Below are 25537 nucleotides of genomic sequence, written 5' to 3'. Positions count from 1 at the left end.
GATGAACGCTTCTACGCCTTCGCCTGCCCAGAACCAGGCGTCGACCGCCACCCTCTACGGTGGGGTCACCAACCGCCGTGTCACCGTCCGCGACCTCGCCGCCGCCAAGCAGCGCGACGAGAAGTGGTCCATGCTGACCGCCTACGACGCCCTCACCGCGGGCGTGTTCGACGAGGCCGGCATCCCGGTGCTGCTGGTCGGCGACTCGGCGGGCAACTGCCACCTCGGCTACGAGACCACCGTCCCGGTGACCATGGATCAGATGGTGATGCTCTCCGCCGCCGTCGTCCGCGGCACCAAGCGGGCCATGATCGTCGCCGACCTGCCGTTCGGCTCGTACCAGGAGTCCCCCGCGCAGGCCATGCACAACGCGGCCCGGCTGATGAAGGAGGCCGGGGTCGGCGCGGTCAAGCTGGAGGGCGGGGAGCGCAGCGCCCGCTCGATCGAGCTGCTGGTCGAGGCCGGCGTCCCGGTGATGGCCCACATCGGCCTCACCCCCCAGTCCGTCCACGCCCTCGGCGGCTACCCGGTCCAGGGCCGCGGCGACGAGGCGGCGCACCAGCTGCTGCGCGACGCCAAGGCCGTCCAGCAGGCGGGCGCCTTCTCGGTGGTGCTGGAGGCCGTCCCGGCCGAGCTGGCCGCCCAGGTCACCGAGCAGCTGGCGATCCCGACCGTGGGCATCGGCGGCGGCCCCGGCACCGACGCCCAGGTGCTGGTCTGGACCGACATGGCCGGCATGACGGCCGGCCGGGTGCCCAAGTTCGTCAAGCAGTACGCCGACCTGCGGACCGTCCTCGGCGACGCCGCCAGGGCGTACGCCGAGGACGTCCGCACCGGCGCCTTCCCGGCGGCCGAGCACAGCTTCCGCTGACCGGACCGCCCGGCCCCGCTCCGCCCTCCGGAGCGGGGCCTTCCTCGCACCCGGGCCCGCTCCGGCACAACCCCGGGCCCGCCCCGGAGCCGATGACAGCGGCGTGACAGCGGGCCGGCAGCGCGCCGCCCCGGGCGACAGGGAGCTGACAGCCGGGGCGGACAGCCTGGGGGCATGACACGCATCGAGACAGCCCCGAACGACCGGGGAACCACCTCCGGGAACGCCGTGGAGGTGCACGGCATCGTCAAGCACTACGGTGCCACCAAGGCCCTCGACGGGGTCGACCTCACCGTGCGGGAGGGCACCGTCCTCGGCGTGCTCGGCCCCAACGGCGCGGGCAAGACCACCCTGGTCCGGATCCTCTCCACCCTCGTCAGGCCGGACGCCGGCACCGCGTACGTCGGCGGCTACGACGTGCTGCGCCAGCCCCGGCAGCTGCGCCGCACGATCGGCCTCACCGGCCAGTACGCCTCCGTGGACGAGCTGCTCTCCGGGTACGAGAACCTCTACCTCATCGGCCGGCTGCTCGACCTCCCCCGCCGGGAGGCCAAGGCCAGGTCCGTCGAGCTGCTGGAGCGCTTCTCGCTCACCGAGGCCGCCGGGCGGATCGCCAAGACCTACTCCGGCGGCATGCGCCGACGCCTCGACCTGGCCGCCAGCATGATCGGCCGCCCCCGGGTGCTCTACCTGGACGAGCCCACCACCGGCCTGGACCCGCGCACCCGCAACGAGGTCTGGGACGAGGTGCAGCGGATGGTCGCCGAGGGCACCACCGTCCTGCTGACCACCCAGTACATGGAGGAGGCGGAGCAGCTCGCGAACGAGCTGACCGTCATCGACCGCGGCAAGGTGATCGCCAACGGCCCGGTGGCCGCCCTCAGGGCCAGGGTCGGCGGCCAGACCCTCCAGGTCCGCCCGACCCACCCGGCCGAGCTGCCCGAGATGGCCCGCTGCCTGCACGAGAGCGGCATCGCCACCGCCACCGTCTCCACCGACACCGGCCTGCTCGCGGTGCCGATCACCGGCGAGGAGCAGCTGACCGCGGTGATCGGGGTGCTCGGCACCCGCGGCTTCGGCATCGCCGGCATCGACACCAAGGTGCCCAGCCTGGACGAGGTCTTCCTCGCCATCACCGGCAAGCCCGCGACCGCCGCGGCGCCCGCCCCCAGCCTCGCCAAGGAGCCCGTCGCATGACCACCGCCACGCTCGCCCCCGCCGTCCGGGCGGAGGACCCCCGGATCGGCCTGGCCGGCACCCTGCGCCACGTCGGCGCGCTGACCCGGCGCAACCTGATGCGGATCAAGGCCGACCCGGAGTCGATGTTCGACGCCGTGCTGATGCCGATCATCTTCACCGTGCTGTTCGTCTACGTCTTCGGCGGCGCGATGGCCGGCGACCAGGACACCTACAAGCAGTACCTGATCCCCGGCCTGCTCGGGCAGACCGGTCTCACCCTCGCGATGGCCGTCGGCACCGGCCTCAACAGCGACTTCCAGACCGGCGTGATGGACCGCTTCAGGACCCTGCCGATCGGCCGGGCCTCGGTGCTGCTGTCCAAGATCGTCGCCGAGACCCTCCGCGGGCTGCTCTCCTTCGCGATCCTGATCGGCTTCGCGATGTGCATCGGCTTCGAGGTGAGGACCGGCCCGCTGGAGGTGCTGGCCACGATCGGCCTGGCCCTGGTGTTCGGCATGTCGATCGTCTGGATCTCGATGCTGCTGGGCATGGCCCTGCGCAGCGCCCAGGCCGTCCAGGGCGTGGCCATGCTGGTCCTGATGCCGATGCAGTTCGGCAGCTCGATCTTCGCCCGGACCGACACCATGCCGGGCTGGCTTCAGTCCTTCACCAAGGTCAACCCGCTGTCGGCGCTGGCCGACGCCTCCCGCGCCCTGCTCAACGGCGAGGGCGCGGTGGCCCACCCGGTGATGATCGTGCTGATCTGGTCGGCCGCCGTCACCGCGGTCTTCGCCCCGCTGGCGGTGGCCCGCTTCCGCAAGCGGACCTGATCCCCCGGCCACCGTCGGCCCCGGTCAGGGGAAGGGCCGGCGGACAGGACGGCCGGACGCCCGGGACGGGCGCCGGCCACCGTACGGGCCCGGCCGGCCGGTGACCAGGGGACGGGCGCCGGCCGGCCGGGCCCCCGGGTGGCCGGGGACGCGGCTCGCGGGACTAGCCGATCAGCCGCTCCAGCAGTTCGTGGGTCTGCTCCTGGGTCATCCCGACCCCCCGCTCCCTGGCCTCCTCGAACGCGGCGTCGCCCATCAACTCCCGCAGCGCGGACTCCGAGCGCTCGCGCTCGAGCCGGTCCAGATAGCCGCCCTTCGGGCCGTTCAGCCCGCCGTGCGCACCGATCAGCACGGCCGCCACGCCGGCCCGCTCCAGGTCCCCGTCGCGCCGGGCGAAGCCGCACAGCGTCGCCGTCACCGCGGGCACCACCATGACCGTCATGTGCTCGGCGAAGCCGCTCGCGGCCGCCAGCGCCCGGAGCTGCCGCCGGCCCTCGCGCAGCAGGCGCAGTCCCTCGTCCGGGTCGCCGGACCTCGCCATGATCCAGCCCCGGGCGCTCATCAGCAGCCCGACCACCAGACTCGGCGCGAAACCGCCCACCCGGACGCTGTCCAGATCGTCCAGCTCGGCCAGCGCCCGCTCGAACTCGCCGCGCTGGGCGTGGATGCCGCAGAGCGTCAGGTGGCCGAACAACAGCGCGCCGTTGGTGGCCTGGTTGACGCCCGGACTCTCGATCGAGGCCACCGCCTCCCGGATGACCCGCTCGCCGCGGTCCATGTCCTGCTCCAGAAGGGCGGTGCCCAGGTGCACCAACAGGATCGGCACCTCCTGCGGCGCCCCCAGCTCCTCGGCCAGCTCGATCGCCCGCCCGTACGCCTCGGCGGCGGCCGCGGACTCGCCCCGGTTGGCCAGCGACTCTCCGTGCGCGGCCAGGGCCTGGGAGATCCCCCAGAGGTCGCCCGCCCGCTCGTACAGCTCCAGCGAGCGCTCGCCGTCCGCGATGCTCTGCTCCTCGCCGCTCGGCCAGTCGTTCAGCATCCTGGCCCTGACCTGGAGGACGAACGCCAGGTCGCTCAGCTCGCCGTGCCGCTCGCAGCCGCGCACCGCGTCGTCCAGCAGGTCCCTCATCTCCTCCAGCCGGCCGGCCAGGAAGGCCGCGAACACCCGCATCAGCGCCGGGAAGCGGTAGGACTGCGGCAGCTCCGGGGTGTAGGCCTCCATCAGCCGCTGGGCGAGCCCGACGGCCTCCGAGTCGCCGAAGACGTCCAGGTTGCCCTCGAACAGCCCGATCAGCCGGTACATCGCGAGCAGCCGGCGGGCCTCCTCCAGCACCCCGGCGGACAGCGGCGGCTCGTACGTGAGCACGTTGCGCTCCAGCGGCACCGGCCGCGGGGCGTCCGGGCCGAACGGGTCGGGGCCGAGCGCGGCGACCGCGTTGTACCAGGTGCGGGCCTCCATGCTGTAGCTGCGCAGCGACCAGTACCAGCTCATGCCGAGGGCGAGGAGCAGCGCCTGTTCCTCGTCCCGCCGGTCGATCGCCCGGCGCAGCGCGGCCCGGACGTTGTCCTGCTCGCGCTCCAGCACCGACAGCCAGTGCAGCTGGCGGGGGCCGTGGATCTGCCCGTCGGCGACGGCGATCATGGTGCGGAAGTGCGCCACGTGCCGGCCCTCGGTGGCGGTCCGCTCGGCGGCGGACTCGGCGAGGCGCTCGGTCGCGTACTCGTGGATGGTCTCCAGCATCCGGTAGCGCGGCAGGCTGGCCCCGTCCAGGTCGGCGACCAGCAGGGACTTGTCGGCCAGCGACAGCAGCAGGTCGGCGACCTCGCCGGGGGGCACCTCGACGCCGTCGGCGCAGACCGCCTCGGCGTCCTCCAGCTGCCAGCCGCCCGCGAACACCGAGAGCCGGCGCAGCACCGCCCGCTCCCGCTTGCCGAGCAGGTCCCAGCTCCAGTCGACCACCGCGCGCAGGGTCTGCTGGCGCGGCAGCAGGGTGCGGCTGCCCGCGGTGAGCAGCGAGAACCGGCTGTCCAGCCGGTCGGCTATCTGTCGGGCCGTCATCACCCGCAGCCGGGCGGCGGCCAGTTCGATGGCCAGCGGCAGCCCGTCGAGACGGCGGCAGATCTCGGCGCAGGACTCCGGGTCGCCCGCCGGGTCGAAACCGGGACGGGCGGCGGCGGCGCGGTCGGCGAACAGCCGCAGCGCGACCGGGTCGGGCAGCGGCTCGACCGGCAGCACCGTCTCGCCGGGCACGCCCAGCGGTTCGCGGCTGGTGGCGAGCACCGTCAGCCCCGGGCACTCGGCGAGCAGGACGTCGGCGAGGTCGGCGGCGGCCTGGATCAGGTGCTCGCAGTTGTCCAGGACGAGCAGCATCCGGCGGTGGCCGCAGTGCTCGACCAGCCGGCGCACCGGGTCCTCGGCCCGCTTCTCGATCACCTCGGCGACCATATTGGTGCCGTGCAGCACGATCTCGCGCAGGCCGAGTGCCGAGACCACGGCGGCGGGCACCGCGTCCGGGCTCTCCAACGGGGCGAGTTCGGCCACCCAGACGCCGTCCGGCCAGCTCCCCGCGGACTGCTCGGCGCGGGCGGCCACGGTCGACAGGCTGGTCTTGCCGGAGCCGCCGGGGCCGGTCAAGGTCACCAGCCGACGGCTCGTCAGCATCCCGCGCAGCGCGGCCAGATCGTCCTCCCGGCCGACGAAGCTGGTCAGCCGGCCGCGCAGGTTGCCGCCGGTTCGCGGCGGTTGCGGCGCGGGCGGCGCGGGCGGCGCGGGCGGCGCGGGCGGCTGCGGGGGCGGCCCGGGCTGCGGCGGGGGCGGCCCCGGCTGGGAGGACGGCGGCGGAGGCGGCCCGGCCGGCCCGAGCGGCCCGGAGCGGGCCGGCTGCGACGCCGGTTCCTGCCGGTCCGCCGGGGCGAGCAGCTCGGCGTACAGGGAGCGGAGTCCGCGGCCCGGGTCCACCCCGAGCTCCTCGGCCAGGGCGCGCCTGGCCCGCTCGTAGTGGCGCAGCGCCTCGGCCGTCCGGCCGCTCTCGTGCAGCGCCCGGATCATCAGCAGCTGCAACGGTTCGTCCAGCGGGTGCCGTTCGCACAGCTCGGCCAGCTCGGCGACCAGCTCGGCGGCCCGGCCGAGGGCGAGGTCGGCGGTGATCCGGTGGCGGCGGGCCTCCTCGCGCTGGGCCTCCAGCCGGGTGGCCGGGCCGGTGCGGTCCGGCAGGTCGGCCAGGGCCGGGCCGCGCCACAGCGCCAGGGCGGCGCGCAGCCTCTCGGCCGCGAGCGCGTGGTCCCCGGCGTCCAGGGCGCGGCGGCCCTCGCCGGTCAGCCGCTGGAAGTCGGCGACGTCGGTGGCCGGGCCGGTCAGCCAGTACCCGGCCGGGCCGGAGCCGACCTCGTCCCGGCCGATGGTGCGGCGCAGCCGGCCGACCAGGGTCTGGAGCGCGGCGGAGGAGTCCTGCGGCGGCTCGGTGTCCCACACCTCGTCCACCAGCAGGTCGGCCGGGACCGGCCTGCCCTGTCTCAGGGCCAGGGCGGTGAGCAGGGCCCGCAGCCGGGCACCGCCGACCGGTACCGCGGTGCCGTCGTCGTGGTGGGCCGTCGTCGTCCCGAGGATGCCGTAGTGCACCGGACCATTCTGGTCGATCCGCGGAGCGGGGGCCGCACAATTGTGCTGCCGCCCTCCCGGCCCCGGCGCGTAGGGTGGAACGCCACCGCCCGGCCGGACGTTCACCCGGAGCGGCTTGTCCGGTCACCGGCCCGCCCGGCATGATCGGTCCCGTCCCGCGTCCGCCCCTCCCCCCGCCCCGGAGCACCCACACCATGACCTTCGCCGCCACGCCGAGCTCCCGCAGCGAGGACCGCCGGATCAGCCCGGTGTTCTGGGTGCTGCTCGCCGTCCTCGGCACGTCCGGCTGGGCGGTGTACTCCGGCTACGGCAACATGCGGTTCGGGATCTTCCTGTTCGTGATCGCGGGCTGGATGGTCTCGCTCTGCCTGCACGAGTACGCCCACGCGCGCACCGCGCTGCACGGCGGCGACATCAGCGTCGGCGCCAAGGGCTACCTCACGCTCAACCCGATGAAGTACGCCAACGTGCTGCTCAGCTTCGTGCTGCCGATCGTCTTCATGATCCTCGGCGGCATCGGCCTGCCCGGCGGCTCGGTCTGGATCGAACGGCACCGGATCCAGGGCCGGCTCAAGCACAGCCTGATCTCGGCCGCCGGGCCGCTGGTGAACCTGGTCGCCGCCGTGCTGATCCTGGTCCCGGTCGGCGCGGGCTGGCTGGACGATCCCAAGGTGAACACGGTCTGGCAGGGCTACGAGCTCCAGGTCTCGCCGCTCGCCCTGGCCCTGGGCTTCCTCGGCATGCTCCAGCTGAGCGCGACCCTGCTGAACCTGCTGCCGGTGCCGGGCCTGGACGGCTACGGGATCATCGAGCCCTGGCTGTCGTACAGGACCCGGCGGGCGGTCGAGCCCTTCGCCCCGTACGGGATGCTCGCGGTGTTCGCGCTGCTCTGGCAGCCCGCGGTGAACCAGTGGTTCTTCGAGGCCGTGTACGGCGCGATGGAGCTGCTGGGCGTCGACCGGGTGTACGCCCAGATCGGCCGCGAGCTGTTCAGCTTCTGGCGGGGCTAGGACTGCTCGGCGGCCGCCGCGGCCGCGGCGATCTTCTCCCGGCGGCGGTTCATCCACAGCACGTTGCTGGCCACACCGGCCAGCGGCAGCCAGATCAGGCCCAGCCAGAGGCCCTGGGTGAGCGAGAAGACGGCGGCGACCAGCGCCAGGGCGACGACGATCAGGGCGAGCAGGGACGTGCGAGGCATGGCGGCGGACTCCTGGGAGCGGGTGCGGACGGCCGGGTTGCGGCCGACCCCCATTGTCGCCGACCTCACCTCCGGAGCGGGGCCAGGGGTGAGGTCGACACGGCGGGCGTTGCCGGGAGCGTTGCCGGGACGTCCGCTCAGACGTCGGTGATCCGCAGGCCCGCGTGGGCCTTGTAGCGGCGGTTGACCGAGATCAGGTTGGCCACCAGCGCCTCCACCTGGTGGGCGTTGCGCAGCCGGCCCGCGAAGATGCCGCGCATCCCGGGGATGCGGCCGGCCAGGCCCCGGACGACGTCGGTGGCCTCCCGGTCGTCGCCGAGCACCATGACGTCGGTGTCGATGGTCTCCACCGACTCGTCCTGGAGCAGCACCGCCGAGAGGTGGTGGAAGGCGGCGGTGACCCGGGAGTCCGGCAGCAGGGCGGCGGCCTGCTGGGCGGCGCTGCCCTCCTCCGGCTTCAGCGCGTACGCGCCCTGCTTGTCGAAGCCGAGCGGGTTGACGCAGTCGACGACGATCTTGCCGGCGAGTTCCCCGCGCAGCGCGGTCAGGGTGGCGGCGTGGCCGTCCCACGGGACCGCGATGATCACCACGTCGCTCTCCCGGGCGACGGTGGCGTTGTCGGCGCCGCGCACGCCGAGGCCCAGCTCGGCCGCCGAGGCCTCGGCCCTCGCGGCGTCGCGGGAGCCGATGATCACCTGCTGGCCGGCCTTGGCCAGCCGCAGGGCCAGGCCGCGCCCCTGGTCGCCGGTGCCGCCGAGGACACCGACCACCAACTGCGAGACGTCCGGGGCCTCGTGGGCCGGGTTTGTCGCTGAATCGAGGGAAGTCATGGGCCGATCTTGCCAAATCCCCGGCCTCCCGGGACATCCTGGCCCGCATGGACGCGGTGAGAGTTTCGGCACTCCGGGAACGGCTGACGGGCACGGGCTGGCTGGAGGCGGTCGGCGGCTTCGCCGGATCGCTGCGCCGTTCGGTGGAGCGGCGCGGGGCGAGCGGGCTGCTGCTGGTCGGCACCGAGGGGTACGAACCCTGGCACCTGGCCGCCCACCTGGACGACGAGGCCGCCTGGTCGGACGTCCCGCGGCTGGCGCCCACCCTGGTGCGGCACCGGCCGCCGGCCGACGCCCCGGCCCACCTGACCCACGACCTGCGGCGGCTCACCGAGGCCGGACGCGGCGCCACCGTGCTGGTGGTGGCGCCGGAGGCGGCCGGCGCGCAGCTGCTGGAGCGGGTGCGGGACGCCCGGCGGCACGGCGCGACCGTGCTCGCGCTGGACGGGGGCGCCCCCGACGGGACCGGCGGTCCCGGCGACCTGCACGACCTCGCGCACGAACGGCTGACCGTCGGCACCGCCGCCGAGGAGCCCTTCGACCTCGCCCAGCACCTGGTCAGCGCGGCCGCCGGGCAGTGGGCAGGCCACCGCTCCGTCCGGGACCGGCTCGCCGGGCTCGCCGGGCGGCTGGCCTCGATGCCCGCGATCAGCCGCTGGTAGCCGGGCCGGCCCCCGTTCACCACGGGCCGGTTCGCCGGCCGCCCGAAAACCCTTTGCGGGAACGGCGATCGACGTCCGAGGATAACGGTTCGTGACCGATGAACCCCCGCATCCCCCCGTGCCCGGGCGCACCCGGACGCTGCTGCGCTCACTGACCCCTGACCTCTCCCCCTGGCGTGCCTCGCGGGACTTCCGCTACCTGTGGACCTCCGGCTGCGTCACCAGCTTCGGCAGCTTCCTGACCCTCGTCGCCGTGCCGATGCAGATCAAGGAACTCACCGGCTCCTCCTTCGCGGTCGGCCTGATCGGCGCCGTCGAGCTCGTCCCGCTGGTCGTCTTCGGCCTCTGGGGCGGCGCCCTCGCCGACGCCGTGGACCGCAGGAAGCTGGTGCTGCGCGCCGAGGCGGCGCTCGGCCTGCTGGCCGGACTGCTGCTGCTCAACGCCCTGTTGCCGCACCCGCTGCTCTGGCCGATCTACCTGGTCGCCGCGCTGGTCGCGGCCGCCGACGGCCTCCAGCGCCCGGCACTGGACTCGCTCACCCCGCGGCTCGTCCCGCACCAGCACCTGACCGCCGCGTTCGCCCTCAAGTCGCTGTACCACAACGCCGCTTCGGTGGCCGGCCCGGCGCTGGCCGGCGTCGTGGTGGCCTTCGCCGGGGTACAGACCGCGTACGCGCTGGACATCCTCACCTTCGGCCTCTCGCTGCTGCTGCTCGTCCGGATCAAGGCGGTGCCGCCGCCCACCGGCGCCGAACGGCCGTCGGTCCGGGCGGTGCTCACCGGCGTCCGCTACGCGTGGAGCCGCAAGGACCTGCTCGGCACCTACGCGATCGACATCTGCGCCATGCTGTTCGCCTACCCGGTGGCCGTCTTCCCCTTCCTGGCCTCGGAGTTGGGCGCGGACTGGGCGCTCGGCCCGATGTACGCGGCGTCCGCCCTGGGCGCCCTGCTGGTCGGCGTGACCAGCGGCTGGACCTCCCGCGTCCACCGGCACGGCCGGCTGCTGCTGGCCGCCGCCGTCGGCTGGGGCGCGGCGATGGCGCTCGCCGGACTGTCCGGGCACATCTGGCTGGTGCTGCTCGGCCTGGCGCTGGCCGGCGGCGCGGACGAGATCAGCGGGCTCGCCCGCTCGACCATGTGGAACCAGTCCATCCCGGACGCGGTGCGCGGCCGGATGGCGGGTGTCGAACTGCTCAGCTTCTCCGTCGGCCCGCAGCTCGGCCAGGTCAGGGCCGGCACCATGGCCGGACTGGTCGGCGTGCGCGCCTCGGTGTGGGCCGGCGGCCTCGCCTGCGTGGTCGCGGTGCTCGCGGTCGCCGCCGCCCTGCCGAAGCTGCTCTCCTACGACGACCGCACCGACCCGCACGCCGCCGCCGTCCGCGCCGAGCACGAACGCACCGCCCGGGAGGCCGCCGCCGCGGTGTGACAGACTCCCGCCCATGGCGGTGGGGGGTTGGCAGAAGTGGGCGGGCCTGGTGCTCGTCCTGACCGTGCTGGCGGGCATCGTGGTCGGCTGGCTGTTCTGGCCGGAGGGCCGGACGGCGCGGCCGGCCACCCGGGCGGACCGTACGGCCGGCGGACCGCCGCCGGACCTGCGGGCGCTCGCCGACTCCCCCGAGGTGGTCGCCGCCGACCGGGCGCTCGGCGCTGAGATCGACCGCCGGCTCGCCTCGCTCCTCCCCGCGCTCTCCGGCGCCGAGGTGATCGGCGAGGGCCTCCGGGACGGCTGCGCCGTCGGGCCGAGCTGGTCCGACGGCTTCGGCACCCGCCGGCCGGCCGCGGAGTGCCGCCGACAGGTGGTCAGGTACCTGGCGGTGGCGGGCGATCCGCAGCAGATCCGCTCCCGGTGGGAGCCCGCGCTGACCGCCCAGGGCGCCAGGGCGGCCGACACCAACGCCTCGCCCCGGCCGGGCGAGGTGCTCTGGTACGGCTTCCCCCGGAACGACAGCGCGGACCTGCTCGGGGTGCGTCTGGGCTTCGACGAGCGCAGGGGCCCCGAGGTCCCGGCCACCCCCGGCCTGAACGTCCCCCGGCCGCGGTCCCCCGACGACGGCGTGACGGCCTGGGCGGACCGGGGATCCCGCCCACCGGGGCCGCAGGACCAGGCGGCCGCCCAGGCCTTCGCGAGCGGGCGGCGCCTCGTCGTGCTGGATGTCTCGGAGACCTACTTCACCGGCCCCGAGCCGCGCTGACCACCGGCTCTCGCCCCCGGCCGCTACTCGGTGCCGTCCGTCGGCCGGCCGTCCTCGGGCCGGTCGTTCCAGTGCGGGTCGTTGCGCCACTCCCGGTTGCGCTCGTCCGCGATCCGCAGCGCCTGGGCGGCCTCTTCCCGGCTGGCGTACGGCCCCAGGCGGTCCTTCGCCGGGCACTCCGGCCCCTCCTCGACCTTCTGGTGCTTGATGCAGTAGAACCACTCGCCGGGCTTGCCGGTCGGCTTGCGGTTGAATCCGAGGGGCATGGCACTCTCCCGTTCGAAGGATGGGTCGGTACCGATCATTCCCCGCAGCGGGCCCGGCCGCACACCGCCCGGGTCCGGCCACGCCCTAGACTCGCGGCATGGCTCTCGTACCCGGCATCCAGTCCCCCACCCGCAAGGTCCCGGCGAACATCGCGCGCCCCGAGTACGTCGGCAAGCCCGCGCCGACGCCGTACGCCGGGCCCGAGGTGCAGACCGCCGAGACGGTCGAGAAGATGCGGATCGCCGGCGGGATCGCCGCCCGGGCGATGGAGGAGGCGGCGAAGCTGATCGCCCCCGGCGTCACCACCGACGCGCTGGACGCCGTCGCCCACGCGTACATGTGCGACCACGGCGCCTACCCGTCCGATCTCGGCTACCGGGGCTTCCCCAAGTCCGTCTGCACCTCGATCAACGAGGTGATCTGCCACGGCATCCCGGACTCGACCGTGCTCCAGGACGGCGACATCGTCAACATCGACGCCACCGCGTACATCCACGGGGTGCACGGCGACCTCAACGCCACCTACCTGGTCGGCGACGTGGACGAGGAGTCCCGGCTGCTGGTCGAGCGCACCAGGGAGTCCCTCGCCCGGGCGATCAAGGCGGTCAAGCCCGGCCGGCAGATCAACGTCATCGGGCGGGTCATCGAGTCCTACGCCAAGCGCTTCGGCTACGGCGTGGTACGGGACTTCACCGGGCACGGCATCAACACGTCGTTCCACTCCGGCCTGATCATCCCGCACTACGACAGCGAGCGGGCCACCGAGGTGATCAAGCCGGGCATGACCTTCACCATCGAGCCGATGCTGACCCTGGGCACCTACGACTACGAGGTCTGGGCGGACGGCTGGACGGTCGTCACCAAGGACCGCAAGCGCACCGCCCAGTTCGAGCACACCCTGGTGGTCACGGCGGACGGCGCGGAGATCCTCACCCTGCCGTGACGGCGTGACGGCGTGACGGCGCTCGACCGCGGTGCCGCGCGCCCGGCATGATCCACAAGAGGCGCCCTAGCCGATCAGCCACTGCTCCTCGGCGACGGCGCCCACCTCGGTGCAGGCGTCGGTGAGCACGTCCAGGACGCGCAGCGGGTCCGGCAGCGGCTGCTCGGGCCCGCGCAGCCACCGCACCTGGGAGCCGTCCGGCAGCGCGGCCGGCGGCAGCAGGGTGTACGAGCCGCGGCAGTGCCAGCGCAGGCCCGGGTGCTCGGACATGGTGTCCGGGGTGGAGTCGAGCGCGCTCGGCCACCACTCGTCCTCGTCCTGCGGGGTGCCGCGGGTGGCGGTGAAGAACAGGTAGCGGTCCTCGCCGACGGCGGCGACCGGGCCCTCGACGCCGAGCGCGGTCAGCCGCTCCAGCGCCAGCCGGCCGGCCTCCACCGGGACGTCCAGCACGTCGTGCACCCGGCCGGTGGCGGTGACGAAGTTGGCCTGCGGGTCGCGGGCGAGCCAGCGGGAGAGCTGCTCCGGGTCCGTGGTGGCCTGGGTCTGCCAGGCGAAGGAGACCGGGTGCTGGGCTGGGGCGGGACACGCCACCCGGTCACAGGAACACCGGTAGCCGGCCGGATGCGCGGCGGGCGCGAGCGGGAATCCGGCGCGCACCGCGCCGAGCAGCTGATCGAGTCCGGCCGGGCCGTCCGCGCCCCCCGCCCGCTGACGATCACGCTTCTGCCACCAGGTCGTCCACCTGCCGCCGGCTTCCATCGGGCCCCTTCCGCGCAACTGCCGTGCCTGGTGCGACACAGCGTTCGACGTACCACTCGGACGCAACGCACGGCGCCCCCGGCTGCTTCCCGGGGTGTTCGGGCCTGACGTCCGCGCCCTGCCGGCCGCGGCCCGGGGTCACCGGACGGCCGACGCCGGGGTCACGGTACGCAGTCGCGGCAGCACGCTGTCCGCGCCAAACCGGCCGGAGGGAGCGCGGATTCGCGCCTCGCCCGGCCCGTACGGGGCCCGCTGACCCGGGGTGGACCCCGAGGGCGTAACAGGAAGGATAAGGGTGCGGAGGCCTTCCGGATGACCGGGGGCGGTGCCTCTCCGGTCACACTCGCGGTGCCGCCGACGGGCGCGCCCCGGGCACGCTCCGGGCACGCCGCCCGCACGCGACGCCCCGCCCGCCCTCCCGCCCGGGAGTTGCCGGTCACCCCCGGACTCCCCCCGCGGCCCCGCGTCCAGGGCCGATCCCGGGTCACCCCGTGGAGGTGAGACCCTGGGGGGATGAAGAGCGCGGACACCGCATTCGTCGGCGGCCCCCTGGACGGGCGGATCCTCCCCGTCCCGCTGGGGCCGATGCTCGGCGTGCCCAAGAAGTACAAGGTGCCGGTCCCCGCGCACGGCGAGGTCCCCGCGCGCACACTGGTGTACGTCCGGAGCAAGCAGGTTCGGGGCCTGAGCTGGTTCTGGCGCTACGAGTACGACGAGGCGGCCTCCGGCTGACGGCCGTCTCCTTCCCCGCAGGCTCCCCCGGGAGGTCGGCATGGCGAGGACGGTACGGCACCCGAGGAACCGCTCCCACGCGGTCGAGCACCACAACCGGCAGGTCGCCGGCGTCACCGGGGTGCTGCTCCTGGCGGTGTGCCTCTACAGCGTGATCATCGAGCCGAACGCCTGGCTCTGGTTCGGCTGGGCGGTGCTGCTGCTGGTGTGCGCGGCCCTGTTCGTGGTCCGGCCGTGAGGCCTTCTCCCCGGGCCGCCCGGGCAGCGGCACCGCCCCGCCCCCGCCCCGGGGCCGGTCAGTCGTCCTCGGCGAGGATGAGGTACAGCTTCTTGCGGGCCTCGGTCAGCACCGTCAGGCCCTTGGTGCGCTGCGCCTCGGTGCCGGTGGCCATGACCTGGCGGATCGCCTGGTCGACGGCGGCGAGCGCCTGGCCGACCTCCTGGACGGCCTCCCAGTCGACCTCCCGGCCGGCCTCGGCCCACGGTTCGTCCGGCCCGGCGTCGGCCTCGGCCCGGCCGGCCTCGGTGAGCGAGACCAGCCGCTTGCCGCCGACCTCCTCCGCGGTGATCAGGCCCTCCTCCTCCAGCAGCTGGAGGTTGGGGTAGATCGACCCCGGGCTGGGCCGCCAGGCCCCGCCGGTCCGCTCGGCGATCTCGGCGATCATCTCGTAGCCGTGCATCGGCCGCTCCTTGAGCAGCGCCAGCAGCGAGGCCCTGACGTCACCGCGCCTGGCCCGGCCACCGCGCCGCCCGTGCGGACCGCCGCGCCGCCCGCCGTGCCCGCCGAAGCCGTGCCCGTACGGGCCGCCCATCGGCCGGCCGGGGCCGCCACCGCCGAACGGCGGACCGAACCCGCCGAACGCCTCCCGGCCCTCGGCGCCCTCTCCGGGCATCCCCCGGAACTCCGGGCCCTGGCCACGGCGGAACCCGCCGCCCACCGGGCCCTCCCAACGGAACCGCATTCCCTGACGTTCCGAGCGCATCGCGCCCACCTCCTCGGATCCCTGAGGTTCAACGAGGCAGTCGAGTTACTGTCTCGATAGTTCGACGATATATCGGCGACTGTCGCTCGTCAACGGATTCCGACACGCCCGCGAAGCACCCCGCATCCCCCGTCCAGCCGCTACGGTGGCGGGCATGGCCGCAGAACGAGACCTTGCGACGCTGCTGCGCGGGATGAGCCCGCGGCTCGACCCGGGGCGGTACGTCTACTGCACGCTCCCCACGCGGGTGCCCGCCGGCATGCGGCCGGTGGTGACCGTCGCCGAGCCCGAGGGGATGACGGTGGTGGTCGCCCAGGAGGAGGCGGACGCGCTCGGGCTGCGCTACGAGTACGTGGCGGCCTGGATCACCCTGCGGATCCACTCGGCGCTGGAGGCCGTCGGACTGACCGCCGCCGTGTCCGGCCGGCTCGCCGAGGAGGGCATCAGCTGCAACGTGGTGGCCGGCTTCCACCACGACCACCTGTTCGTCGCCGCCGACGACGCCGACCGCGCCGTCCGGGCCCTGGAGGACCTCGCAGCCCGCTCCGTCTGACGACGCCGCCGAGTGGCCGTCTCCCCGGCAGGCTCCAAGACTGGGAGTGACCGCGCGGCCGCTCCCGGCCGCCGCCCCCACCGGAAGGAGACGGCCGTCATGGCCATCTGCGTCACCTGCGGCAACGACTACTGGCTGGCCTTCGAGATCAGGACGGTCACCGGCGACACCTACACCTTCGACAGCTTCGAGTGCGCGATGGAGAAGCTCGCCCCGCGCTGCGAACAGTGCGACGTCCGCATCGTCGGCCACGGCGTCGAGGTGGCGGGCATGTTCTTCTGCTGCGCCAACTGCGCCCGCGTCAACGGCGGCCTCGGCGACCAGATCCGCGACGCCGTCGGCGCGCGCCCCGCCTGACGGGGCCGCGCGCCGGGCAGCGGGGAGGAAGGGGCGGAAGGGCCGGCCCGTCCGCCGGGGCCCGGGCGCCTCCGGGGCGCCCGGGAAGGCGGACGCGGAGTACGCCGCGCCGGGCCCCCGGCACGCTGTCGCGGCCGGGGGCCCTGTCCGTGTTCTCTGCCGCGGCCGTCAGGTCAGCTGCGCGGGACCTCCGGCCGCCTCACCGTCGATGAGTCCGGCCCGGGCCGCGACGACCCCGGCCTGGAACCGGCTGGAGACGCCCAGGCTGTCCATGATTCCGGCGACGTGGCGGCGGAAGGTCCGTGACCCGATGCCGACCCGGCGGGCCACGACGTCGTCCTTCAGGCCCTGCGCGAGCAGGCTCATGATCCCCGCGCTGAGGTCGGGCAGCGTCTCCCCGTAGGACACGACGTCGGCGTCGAAGTCCATGCCGGACTGCCAGGCGAACTCGTACATGCGGTGCAGCAGGCCGATGACCATCGGCTCGTAGACGACGATGGTGCTGGGGATCTCCCCGTCCTCCGCCTGGTGCGTCACGTAGGCCACGTCGTCGCCCACGAGGACGAGGTCGTCGAAGATCTGGTTGGTGGTACGGACCTGGGCGCCGGAATCGAGCACCTGGCGGAGCCGGGTCCTCGACAGCGCCTTGGCCCGGGCCGAGTGCGGGGTGACCAGCCGGAACGGCACCCGGTGCGCCATCCTCGCCAGCTCGCACGGCTGGAAGGCGAGCCGCGGTTCGGCGTCGAACAGCTGCATGGCCAGGACTTCCGACGTGCAGTGCTGGAGGGAGTCCGTCAGGTGGATCCGCACCTGCTGCGGATCGAGCAGCGTCACGACCTTGTCGTTGCGCTGGCGCGAGGTCTTCAGGGTGCTGAAGATGCCCGAGATCGTGTGCAGGCGTTCGTGGATGCCGGCGAGCTCCTGGCGCTTCTCGTTGACCGCCTGCTGTAGGGGGATGACCAGTTCGTTCTGCGCGGCCTCCGGGCAGATCGCCCTGAAGCTCTCGAACGTCGGGGAGTACCACAGGAGTTTCAGCTCGCACAGCAGGTCGACGGCCCGCCTGACGTCGGCCATCGGGACGTGCAGCGCGGCCGATATCCGGGCGAGCGTGGCCGACTGCTGGGCCAGGGTGAACTCGTAGACGTGGACGATGAGTTCGTCGTCCACATCCGGCTGGATGCTCTCCAGCCGGTGCCGGAGCCGTGCGGCGGTGTCCGGCGCCTCCCCCGCGAAGGCGTCGATGGCGGAGGTTTCCTGTCTCATGTCCGACGCCGCCCCCGCGAAGGCGTCGATGGCGGCGGCTTCCTGCCTCATGTCCGACGCCGTAGGGACGTGCCGGCGGGACCGCTCGGCGCGGTACACCCGGGGGAGCACACACCGTGCGGGTGGATCGGGTTTGCCTCGACGTTGCTCATCAGAGGTGTGACGCCTTTCTGTGGAGATACCCAGGGACGGGCGACGGCGGGTGCCTTCGGCCACCTGAGGGTGGAGGCCGGCCCGGCTCCCGGACAGTGCCCTCCTGCGAACGGCACTTCCGGAGATCAGTGCGATGGCAGGCCCGGCCGGTGCGGCCGCCGGGCCTTCGGTACAGCGGGTCGCCGTCCCCCCGCCGGGCGGGCGGCCACGGGCGGGGGGACGGCGTCGGGACAGGGGTCAGTCGACGCTCTGCGTCTGCCGTTCCGGCTGCGGGGCGACCACGTCCGCGGGCTTGGACTTCACCAGCCACAGGCCGGTGCCGACGGCGGTGAGCAGACAGACGGCCCCGGCGGTGAGGAAGGCGCTGTCCAGGCCCGCCTCGAAGGACGCGCCGCCGGACTGCCTGCCGGTGACGATGGCACCGAGCACCGCCACGCCGAGCACGGCACCGATCTGCCGTGAGGTGCTGCTGATGCCCGATGCGAGACCACCCTCCTGCGGGTTGACCGACTGGATGGCCGCACCGGTCAGCGGCGACATCGTCAGGGCGAAGCCCGCGCCGATGATCGCCAGGCGCCACCAGACGTTGACATACCCGGTGTCCGCGTGGACGAAGCCCAGGGTCAGCAGCCCCAGCCCGGCCAGCACCAGACCGCTGGTGACCACGACCCGGAAGCCGTACTTGGCCGCCAGCCGGCCCGCGTACGGGCTGACGATCGCCATGCCGAGCGAGGTGGGCAGGGTCTCCAGGCCGGCCACCAGGACGGAGGCGCCCTGCACGGTGACGAAGAACTGCGAGAAGAAGAAGACCGAGCCCATGAGCGCGAAACCGACCATGACCATGGCCGAGTTGGACACCGTGAACAACGGGTTCCGGAACAGCCGCAGCGGCATCATCGGCGCCGACTTGCGTCCTTCGACCACGAGGAACGCGACGATGAGCACGACCGCGGCGACGAAGCTGCCCAGGATGGTCCCCGAGGTCCAGCCCTGGGAGCCGCCCTCGATCAGCCCGTAGGTCAGCGCCCCGACGCCCAGGATGGAGAGGACCGTTCCGGGGACGTCGATGGCCGCGGCGTTGTCGTTGCGGGACTCGCGCAGGCGGGGCAGGGCCACCAGCAGCAGCACCACGCCGATGGGCACGTTGACCAGGAAGATGGAACGCCAGTCGAAGGCGTTCACCAGGATGCCGCCGGCCAGCGGTCCGGCCGCCAGGCCGATTCCGCTGATGCCGGCCCACAGGCCGATCGCCTTGACCCGCTCCTGCGGAACGGGATAGGCGGCGGCGATCAGGGCCAGCGAACCCGGGCTCAGGGCCGCGGCTCCGATGCCCTGCAGCACACGCCCGGCGATCAGCCAGTCGAGCGAGGGGGCGAGGGCGCACACCACGGACGCGAGGGTGAACACGACCACGCCGGACAGGTAGATCCGCTTGCGGCCGAAACGGTCGGCGAAGACGCCGCCGGACAGCAACAGCATCGCGACCAGCAGGACGTACGCGTCCACGATCCACTGCAGTCCGGACAGGTCGGTGTGCAGTCGATTCTGCATGTCGGGGAGCGCCGCACCCACGATAGTACTGTCGAGCAGCACCATGAACTGCCCCACGCAGGCCATGGCGAGCACGACCGATCGGTTTGATCGAGCTTCTACGGACACAGCAAACCCCTTCGGGCACTTCCGAGTTCGGTGGATCCCGCGGTGAGCGGGAGCTGAGGTTCCAGCCGCACGGCAGGCGTGCGGTTCCCGCCGGACGCCCGCGGGAAGCGGGCAGCCCGACGAGACCCGTGCCGAGGCGGTGTCCGCCTCGCCGTGAGCGTGGAAATCGGGGAGGCGGTTCCTGAGCCCGCCGCGGACGCCTACGTGCCGGACATCGCCATTTCCCTGAGCGGAGTGGACTCCCGGTGCGGCGACAGCAGTTCGCCCACCAGCCGGGCCAGACGGGAAGCCTGCCCCGGGTTCAGCCGGGGGTCGCAGGCACTGCGGTAGTCGGTGGCGAGGTAGGCGTCGTCGATGTCCGTCGCGACGCACTCACTGACGTCCTCGCCGCTCACCTCCAGGTGGATCCCACCCGGGGTGACTCCCGTGTCGTTGCAGGCACCGAAGAAGGCGCGGGTCTCCGCCTCGACGGTGGTGACCACACGTGTCTTCACCCCTGCCGGGCTGACGACCGTGTTGCCGTGCATCGGGTCGCAGATGACCCGGTCCGTCCAGCCCTCCGCCGTGATCCGGCTCAGCATGGCGTAGAGGAGGTCGTACGCCCGGCGGTGGCCCATCCGGAAGATGAAGGCCAGCCGGCCGGGAACGTTGTCCGGATTGAGCACGGCGTGCAGGCCCGTCAGGACCGTCGGGGTGGCGGTCGGCCCGATCTTCACCGCGATCGGATTGGCGATGCCGGCGGCGAAGTCGATGTGGGGTCCGGTCAGCGACCGGGTGCGCTCGCCGATCCAGAGCAGGTGGGCCGAGTGGTCGTAGAAGCGGCCCTCGGCCGTGGCGGGGCGGGTCTGCGGCCGCTCGTAGTCGAGCAGGAGCGCCTCGTGGGAGGTGAAGACCCCCGAGCCCGCCAGGTAGGAGAGGGTCTTCCTGGAGTGTTCGTGGGCGTGGACCAGGTTCCGGGGATCGGGGATCCGTCGTGCCGCCGAGAAGTGCTCGCCGTTGACGGCGTCGCCGAGGTAGGACGGCAGGGTGATCCCCGAGCGGCTTTCCGTCGGCGCCGAACGGGGCTTCGCGTACTGGCCGGCGATCCGGCCGACCGTCACCACCGGCCGGCCGGATCCTCCCGCGATCTCCCCGGCCATGGCGCGCAGCAGCGCGACCCGGTCCGCCACCGACGCCGGTGTGTTGTCACGGAAGGTCTCGGCACAGTCGCCGGCCTGGAGGACGAACGCCGGTTGCGCGAGCCGGGAGCGTAAGCGGTCGATGTCCGGGGCGGTGACCAGCGGGGCTGCCCCGGCCAGCGCGTCCCGGGCCCGGCGGACCGCCGCCCCGTCGGGCCAGTCCGGCTGGTGGTCTCGTTCCGGTGTGGCTGCGATCACTGCGAAATCCATGGCAAGACCCCCGTCAAGCCTTGTGGGTAGGCAAGTGCGTTGCGCGTCGCCGTCAGTGAACGGCGGTGGGTGTGGATTCGTTCTCGGTGAGACGCAGGACCATGTCGAGCAGGCCGGGGAACTGGGTGCCGAGGACGTCGGTGCGCAGCCAGACGCGACGGCATCGGCCGTCGACCGCCATCCTGACCACGCCCGCCTCGCGCAGGATGCGCCAGTGGTTGGTCAGCGTCGACTTCGGCACTTCCAGGCCGGCGCCCGAACAGGCCATCCCGGGGCTGGTGGAGACGCACGACACCAGCTCCAGACGGACCGGATCACCGAGCGCGTACAGCACCGACGCGAGGGTCAGTTTCTCGGATGCCGGCTCGGGCAGCGGTCTCATGTGGATGAACGTAGCACATAATTCGATAGTTCGGGACTTTCGAACAATTGCCTCCTCCGCCTTGCGCAGCAAGGGTCCTGGGTCCGATCGGCGGACGGTTCTCAGTCGACCGCCGGGCTCTGGCCCACGGCGGACGCCAGCGCGTCCAGCCGCGCCTGCCAGAGCGGAGCCCGTCGTGCCGGCCCGGCCACCGCGGTGGATCCGACCCACTCCCGCACCGGCCGGATGCCGTGCAGCGCGTTGACCACCCACGTTTCGAGCCCGGCGAGCTCCCGGGGGCGGGGACACGCGTGGGCGACCCGGGTCCTGGAGGCGGCCGCGAGCCCCAGCAGGGTCCTCCGGGTGACGCTCGGCAGCAGGTCCGGACGGGCCGCGTCGGGGGCGTACAGGGTGTCACCGTCCCACCAGAGCAGGCTGGTCGTGGTCCCCTCGACCAGCCTGCCGTCCCCGGAGAGGATGAGCGCCTCGTCGGCGCCCCGGCGCCGAGCCGCCGCCCGGACGTCCGCGAGCCAGTCCAGGTCGGGCCCCTTCACGGCCGGCCGCCGCCGCCGGTCGGGGCCGTCGTACGCCCAGAGCCGGACGGCCTCGCCCCGGACCGGTGCGGGCCGCAGCCACAGGTGGAACCCCGGCTCGCCGTCGAGGAGGGTGAGTTCCACCCGGGGGAACCACCGGCCGACGGCCGGAACGCGCCGGACGGCGGCGTGCAGGAAGGCCGCGGTGCGTCGCTCCGGTACGGAGAACAGGGCGGCGCAGGCGGAGGTGAACCGGTCGAGGTGGGCGTCCAGCGCCACCACCCTGCCGTCGGTGACCAGCCAGGAGTCGATGACGTCCACTCCCCCGCCGGCCGGCTCGGCGAGGAGGACGCCGTCCGGCTCGGACCACCGCCAGCGCCGGGTCAGCGGGTCGGTCACGGTCGGCGCCGTCCGCTGTCCGAGGGCTGCGGCGGCAGCACCCGCAGCGAGGCCCGGGCCTTGAGGAGCATCTCGTCGAGTTCGTCGGCCGGGCTGGAGTCCAGGACGATGGCCCCGCCGGCGCCGATGCTCAGCTCGTCGCGGTGACGTACCGCGGTGCGGATCACGATGCTGAGATCGGCCGTACCCGTCAGCCCGAGGTACCCGAGCGCACCGGAGTAGATCCCCCGCGCCTCCGTTTCGAGACCGTCGATGATCTCCATGCTGCGCAGCTTCGGCGCACCGGTCATCGAGCCGCCCGGGAAGCAGTGCCGCACGCACTCCACCGCGCCGACCCCGGGGCGCAGAACCCCCCTGACGGTGGAGACCAGTTGGTGCACGGTGGCGTAGGACTCCACGGCCATGAACCTCGGGACCTCGACCCCGCCGACCTCGCAGACCCGGCCCAGGTCGTTGCGCAGCAGGTCGACGATCATGAGGTTCTCGGCCCGCGTCTTGGCGCTGTTCGCGAGTTCGGCGGCCAGTCGCGCGTCATCGGCGGGATCGGTGCCGCGGGGCGCCGTTCCCTTGATGGGCTTCGTCTCCACCACGCGATCCGCGTCGATCCTGAGGAAGCGCTCGGGCGAGGCGCTGAGGACGGTGACCTCGCCGAGCCGCAGCAGTGCCCCGTAGGGCACCGGGTTGGCGGCCCGCAGCCTGCGGTAGTACGTCAGGTCGTCGCCGGCGAACGGGATCCTGACCTTGTTGGTCAGGCATATCTCGTAGCTCTCACCGGCGACCAGCTCGTCGCGGCACGCCTCGATGTCGCGGAGGTAGCCGTCCGGCTCCCGGGACAGCCACGGGGCCGGATCGGTGCCGTCGCCGGCCGCGTCGGGGGTCTCCGCCGCCGCGTCGGGCCCGTCGAGCAGCGAGGCCAGGGTGGCGGCGGTGCTGTCGAGCCACTTCCGCGCGGACCGCCTGGTCTCCGGGTCGCCGCGGTGCAGCGCGACCACGTGGGTGGCCCCGTGCTCGTGGTCGACGGCGATCAGGCGGTCGGCGAACATCCAGGCCGCGTCGGGGGTTTCGGCACTGTGCCGGTTGACGGAGCCGAGGTCGCCCTTCAGCTCGTAGCCGAAGTAGCCGACGTACCCGCCGGTGAGGCCGAACGGGAGCCCCGGATCGGTCAGCCTGCGCTCGGCGAGGCGGCTCTCCAGGACGTCGAAGACGGTGCCGCTCTCCCGGTGGCTGCCGGCCGCGTTCCGCACCAGCACCGCGCGGTCGGCGAGCCGGTAGGTCAGCACCTCGCTCAGCGGGCCCGAGGCGTCACCGAGGAAGGAGAACCGGGACAGCCCCGGCTCGACCCGGCTGCTGTCGAGCCAGAAGGCGTACTCCGACAGCCCGAACAGCTCCGTGTACGCCGCCTCGGTGTCCACGGCGCCCGGCAGCGTGAGTGCGAGGAGCTGGTAGGCGTCCTCGTCCGGGCCCGCCGGGGAGGCCGGCGCGGCGGACACCGTCGACTCCCGCACCGGCCGGCGGGCCGGGCCGCCGGACGCCCCGGCCCGGGCGAGCGTGAGGTCCCTGAAGTTGGCCATGATCTCGCGGCCGTACTCCGAGGCGATCGACTCGGGGTGGAACTGGACTCCCCACTGGGGGCGGGTGCGGTGCCGGATCGCCATCACGACGCCGTCCTCCGCCCAGGCCGTGGCCTCGATCGCTTCGGGCAGCGGCTCCTCGACCCGCAGCGAGTGGTAGCGCACGGCGGTGAAGTCCTGCGGGACGCCGCTGAACAGTCCGTCTCCCGCGTGCCGGACCTTCGTGAGGTGCCCGTGCCGCGGCTGCGGCGCGCGGTCGACCGTCGCCCCGGCTCCGTGGGCGATCGCCTGGTGGCCCAGACACACTCCGAGCACCGGCAGTTCGGCCCGCTCCAGGACCTCCCTGACGTGCCCCAGGTCGCGGGCGGTCCGCGGGCTTCCCGGCCCGGGCGAGATCACGATGTTGTCGAACTCCGCCAGGTCGAGTGTGGTCAGCACGGGGTCGTCGTTCTTCAGGACGGCGGGCTCGTGCCCGTTCACCTCGGCGATCAGCTGGAAGAGGTTGAACGTGTACGAGTCGTAGTTGTCGATGATCAGGCTGCGCATCAGGACACTTCCGGACGGGACGCCGGGCCTCGGCGTCGGCATGGTCATCTACGAGGCGGGGACGGCGAGTCGGGAGTCCCAGGCGGCACGGTGCTGTTCGCGCGGATCGGTCTCCACGCGGCAGGTGGTGTCGAACGTCATGACCGAGCGCTCCGCGGCGTCGTAGCGGGCCCATCCCGGGCTGCCGCTCCTGGCGAACTCGATCCAGCTGTCGCGCAGGGCGCGCCCGAGCTCGACGGGGGCGTCGGGGCCGACCTGGGGGGCGAAGGCGGGGTCGTCGAACTGGTCGAAGAGGAAGGGCACCTCCAGGAAGTGCGCCGCGCCGTAGTGGCCGTCGAAGGCCGGCGACCCCTGCCAGGCGAACTCGTAGGCGAAGGTGTTGCCGCCGGACTCGGCGTGCAGCCGGGTGAGTTCGATGGTGGGGCCGCGCCAGATCCAGTTGGTCACCGTCTCGGCGAGCTGTTCTCCCAGCGGCAGGTGCCCGTAGAGGGAGCGGGCGGCGGCTCGGCACTCCTCCGGGACGTCGTACGCGCGCTGGGCGTCGAGCAGGTCCTGCTCGGTGGCGGAGGTGAACTGCCCGTTGCGCATGAGGAAGTAGCGCGACTCGTCCCGATTGGTGCCGATCAGCAGGTCGACGGAGGACGGGATGCGCGCACCGAGGTCGGCGTCGGGGAACAGCGTGCCGTCCACGACCGGGATGAAGGGACTGAACCAGTAGGTGTACGGGTGCCAGCGGTTCGCGTCGCGGAAGCGGACGTCCAGGGCGCGGTGGCGCCGGCCCAGCAGTTCCTTGAGCGGGATGTCGCGCACGTCGCCGTCGACGTTCAGGTCGGCGAGGACGCGCTCGGCGACGGCGGCCCCCTCCTCCGCCCCGACCACCAGCGACGGGCAGGGGCTCTGCAGGATGGCCCGGTGGACGAGCCCCTCGGCGGCCGCCGTCCCGGCGATCGCCGCGATGATGGCGCTGCCCGAGGAGTTGCCGAACACCGTCACGGCGTCCGGGTCACCGCCGAAGGCCGCGATGTTGTCGCGCACCCAGCGCAACGAGGCGACCACGTCCTGCATTCCCGCGTTCGTGGTGCCGCCCGGAACGGAGAGGAATCCGTCCACGCCGAGCCGGTAGTTCATGGCGACCACGACGACACCTTCGCGGGCGAAGACCGAACCGTCCGCGCGGGAGGTGGCGGCGCTGCCGGAGACGTAACCGCCCGCGTGTATCCAGACCATGACCGGCAGCCGGGCCGCCCCCGGGTCGGGGGTGTAGACGTTGAGGGTCAGGCAGTCGGTGTCCCACGGGTAGAGCGGTGTGGCGTCCACGAGCGAATAGGTGTTGGGCTGCGGCGCGCAGGCACTGTATTCGAATGCTTCACGCACTCCGTCCCACGGCTGCGGCGGCTGCGGCGGCTCGAAACGATTGGCACCGTAGGGATCCGCCGCGTACGGGATCCCCTTGAACGACACGACTCCCGCATGGACGCTTCCCGCGACGACGCCCGAGGTCGTGGTGACCAGAGCCGGTTTCGCCGCATTCTCGTGCGTGCTCAATGACGGTCCTTTCTGGATTCGTTTCCCGGCGCTGGTCCGCCGTCTTCCGCGCACCGGGGGGAGGGCCTTCGCCGGCGGTGGCCGCAAGTGGCCGACCGCATTCGGCCGGCGCGGGGCAACCCATCGCTATACCGGTCGCCGCCG

Annotated in this window: 25 protein-coding genes; 12 read left to right on the top strand and 13 right to left on the bottom strand. The window is 73.3% G+C overall.

Annotation, left to right across the window (positions count from 1 at the left end):
• The first annotated feature begins 1 nt into the window (after nt 1).
• The 3 genes from panB to ACIQOW_RS01995 all read left to right on the top strand — a co-directional run bounded on the left by panB (nt 2) and on the right by ACIQOW_RS01995 (nt 2880).
• Complete coding sequence (gene panB, locus ACIQOW_RS02005; RefSeq protein ID WP_401078675.1) at nt 2-871, top strand: 3-methyl-2-oxobutanoate hydroxymethyltransferase; 870 nt, start codon at nt 2-4, stop codon at nt 869-871.
• Between the two features lie 174 nt (nt 872-1045).
• The gene (locus tag ACIQOW_RS02000) at nt 1046-2068 is read left to right on the top strand and encodes an ATP-binding cassette domain-containing protein (RefSeq protein ID WP_401078672.1); all 1023 of its coding nucleotides are present in this window, start codon (nt 1046-1048) and stop codon (nt 2066-2068) included.
• Nucleotides 2065-2880: an ABC transporter permease gene (locus tag ACIQOW_RS01995; RefSeq protein ID WP_401078669.1), complete on the top strand. Its 816-nt coding sequence runs from the start codon at nt 2065-2067 to the stop codon at nt 2878-2880. The genes ACIQOW_RS02000 and ACIQOW_RS01995 overlap by 4 nt, the downstream gene beginning before the upstream one ends.
• A 163-nt stretch (nt 2881-3043) precedes the next feature.
• On the opposite strand, the gene ACIQOW_RS01990 is transcribed toward ACIQOW_RS01995, so the two are convergent.
• Nucleotides 3044-6499: an AfsR/SARP family transcriptional regulator gene (locus ACIQOW_RS01990; RefSeq protein ID WP_401078667.1), complete on the bottom strand. Its 3456-nt coding sequence runs from the start codon at nt 6497-6499 to the stop codon at nt 3044-3046.
• A gap of 194 nt (nt 6500-6693) precedes the next feature.
• On the opposite strand from ACIQOW_RS01990, the gene ACIQOW_RS01985 reads away from it, so the two are divergent.
• Nucleotides 6694-7509 (top strand): site-2 protease family protein, encoded by an 816-nt coding sequence (locus ACIQOW_RS01985; RefSeq protein WP_401078664.1) that lies wholly within the window; start codon nt 6694-6696, stop codon nt 7507-7509.
• Here ACIQOW_RS01985 and ACIQOW_RS01980 read toward each other — a convergent pair.
• Together ACIQOW_RS01980 and npdG are read right to left on the bottom strand one after the other, a co-directional pair.
• Nucleotides 7506-7697: a hypothetical protein gene (locus ACIQOW_RS01980; protein ID WP_401078661.1), complete on the bottom strand. Its 192-nt coding sequence runs from the start codon at nt 7695-7697 to the stop codon at nt 7506-7508. The two genes, ACIQOW_RS01985 and ACIQOW_RS01980, sit on opposite strands and share 4 nt — an antisense overlap.
• 137 nt (nt 7698-7834) lie before the next feature.
• Nucleotides 7835-8527 carry an NADPH-dependent F420 reductase gene (gene npdG / locus ACIQOW_RS01975; protein WP_401078658.1) on the bottom strand — a complete coding sequence of 231 codons (693 nt, stop codon included), beginning with the start codon at nt 8525-8527 and terminating at the stop codon, nt 7835-7837.
• A 47-nt stretch (nt 8528-8574) separates the two neighbouring features.
• On the opposite strand from npdG, the gene ACIQOW_RS01970 reads away from it, so the two are divergent.
• The 3 genes from ACIQOW_RS01970 to ACIQOW_RS01960 all read left to right on the top strand — a co-directional run bounded on the left by ACIQOW_RS01970 (nt 8575) and on the right by ACIQOW_RS01960 (nt 11381).
• Nucleotides 8575-9189 (top strand): hypothetical protein, encoded by a 615-nt coding sequence (locus ACIQOW_RS01970; RefSeq protein WP_401078655.1) that lies wholly within the window; start codon nt 8575-8577, stop codon nt 9187-9189.
• 91 nt (nt 9190-9280) lie between these two features.
• Nucleotides 9281-10615, top strand: coding sequence for an MFS transporter (locus ACIQOW_RS01965; protein WP_401078652.1), 1335 nt, complete (start codon nt 9281-9283; stop codon nt 10613-10615).
• 13 nt (nt 10616-10628) lie between these two features.
• Complete coding sequence (locus ACIQOW_RS01960; protein ID WP_401078649.1) at nt 10629-11381, top strand: hypothetical protein; 753 nt, start codon at nt 10629-10631, stop codon at nt 11379-11381.
• Nucleotides 11382-11404: 23 nt separating this feature from the next.
• On the opposite strand, the gene ACIQOW_RS01955 is transcribed toward ACIQOW_RS01960, so the two are convergent.
• Complete coding sequence (locus tag ACIQOW_RS01955) at nt 11405-11647, bottom strand: hypothetical protein (RefSeq protein WP_401078647.1); 243 nt, start codon at nt 11645-11647, stop codon at nt 11405-11407.
• A 98-nt stretch (nt 11648-11745) separates the two neighbouring features.
• Between ACIQOW_RS01955 and map the strand changes: the two genes are divergently transcribed.
• Nucleotides 11746-12591: a type I methionyl aminopeptidase gene (gene map, locus ACIQOW_RS01950; RefSeq protein ID WP_401078644.1), complete on the top strand. Its 846-nt coding sequence runs from the start codon at nt 11746-11748 to the stop codon at nt 12589-12591.
• A gap of 66 nt (nt 12592-12657) precedes the next feature.
• Here map and ACIQOW_RS01945 read toward each other — a convergent pair whose 3' ends face one another.
• Nucleotides 12658-13350, bottom strand: a complete 693-nt coding sequence (locus ACIQOW_RS01945) for a bifunctional DNA primase/polymerase (protein ID WP_401078641.1) — start codon at nt 13348-13350, stop codon at nt 12658-12660.
• 513 nt (nt 13351-13863) lie between these two features.
• On the opposite strand from ACIQOW_RS01945, the gene ACIQOW_RS01940 reads away from it, so the two are divergent.
• Nucleotides 13864-14082 carry a hypothetical protein gene (locus ACIQOW_RS01940; RefSeq protein WP_401078638.1) on the top strand — a complete coding sequence of 73 codons (219 nt, stop codon included), beginning with the start codon at nt 13864-13866 and terminating at the stop codon, nt 14080-14082.
• 40 nt (nt 14083-14122) lie between these two features.
• Nucleotides 14123-14320: a hypothetical protein gene (locus ACIQOW_RS01935; protein WP_401078635.1), complete on the top strand. Its 198-nt coding sequence runs from the start codon at nt 14123-14125 to the stop codon at nt 14318-14320.
• A gap of 58 nt (nt 14321-14378) precedes the next feature.
• Here the strand turns inward: ACIQOW_RS01935 and ACIQOW_RS01930 are convergent, their stop codons facing one another.
• On the bottom strand, nt 14379-15044 hold the full coding sequence (locus tag ACIQOW_RS01930) for a PadR family transcriptional regulator (protein WP_401078632.1): 666 nt from the start codon (nt 15042-15044) through the stop codon (nt 14379-14381).
• A 175-nt stretch (nt 15045-15219) separates the two neighbouring features.
• Here ACIQOW_RS01930 and ACIQOW_RS01925 point away from each other — a divergent pair, with 175 nt between their 5' ends.
• Both ACIQOW_RS01925 and ACIQOW_RS01920 read left to right on the top strand, forming a co-directional pair.
• Nucleotides 15220-15618, top strand: coding sequence for an ACT domain-containing protein (locus ACIQOW_RS01925; protein ID WP_188296051.1), 399 nt, complete (start codon nt 15220-15222; stop codon nt 15616-15618).
• A 99-nt stretch (nt 15619-15717) separates the two neighbouring features.
• Entirely contained in the window at nt 15718-15975 is a 258-nt protein-coding gene (locus ACIQOW_RS01920; RefSeq protein WP_049658025.1) for a hypothetical protein, read from the top strand.
• A gap of 168 nt (nt 15976-16143) precedes the next feature.
• Here ACIQOW_RS01920 and ACIQOW_RS01915 read toward each other — a convergent pair whose 3' ends face one another.
• The 7 genes from ACIQOW_RS01915 to ACIQOW_RS01885 all read right to left on the bottom strand — a co-directional run bounded on the left by ACIQOW_RS01915 (nt 16144) and on the right by ACIQOW_RS01885 (nt 25447).
• Complete coding sequence (locus tag ACIQOW_RS01915; RefSeq protein ID WP_401078628.1) at nt 16144-17289, bottom strand: LuxR family transcriptional regulator; 1146 nt, start codon at nt 17287-17289, stop codon at nt 16144-16146.
• Nucleotides 17290-17628: 339 nt separating this feature from the next.
• Complete coding sequence (locus tag ACIQOW_RS01910) at nt 17629-19008, bottom strand: MFS transporter (RefSeq protein WP_401079769.1); 1380 nt, start codon at nt 19006-19008, stop codon at nt 17629-17631.
• Nucleotides 19009-19250: 242 nt separating this feature from the next.
• Entirely contained in the window at nt 19251-20426 is a 1176-nt protein-coding gene (locus ACIQOW_RS01905; protein ID WP_401078625.1) for a 3-deoxy-7-phosphoheptulonate synthase, read from the bottom strand.
• 64 nt (nt 20427-20490) lie between these two features.
• On the bottom strand, nt 20491-20820 hold the full coding sequence (locus ACIQOW_RS01900) for an ArsR/SmtB family transcription factor (RefSeq protein ID WP_401078622.1): 330 nt from the start codon (nt 20818-20820) through the stop codon (nt 20491-20493).
• Between the two features lie 101 nt (nt 20821-20921).
• Complete coding sequence (locus ACIQOW_RS01895; RefSeq protein ID WP_401078619.1) at nt 20922-21731, bottom strand: aminotransferase class IV; 810 nt, start codon at nt 21729-21731, stop codon at nt 20922-20924.
• Nucleotides 21728-23848: an aminodeoxychorismate synthase component I gene (gene pabB / locus ACIQOW_RS01890; protein WP_401078615.1), complete on the bottom strand. Its 2121-nt coding sequence runs from the start codon at nt 23846-23848 to the stop codon at nt 21728-21730. Before pabB ends, ACIQOW_RS01895 begins: the two co-directional genes overlap by 4 nt.
• Before the next feature lie 48 nt (nt 23849-23896).
• A complete protein-coding gene (locus ACIQOW_RS01885; RefSeq protein WP_401078612.1) occupies nt 23897-25447 on the bottom strand; it encodes a carboxylesterase/lipase family protein in 1551 nt (516 codons plus the stop codon).
• Between the last annotated feature and the right edge of the window lie 90 nt (nt 25448-25537).

This window comes from Kitasatospora sp. NPDC091335, from assembly GCF_044757205.1.
Classification (GTDB): domain Bacteria; phylum Actinomycetota; class Actinomycetes; order Streptomycetales; family Streptomycetaceae; genus Kitasatospora.
Note: the sequence above shows the minus strand (reverse complement) of the source record. Positions and strands in the feature narration are given on the sequence as shown.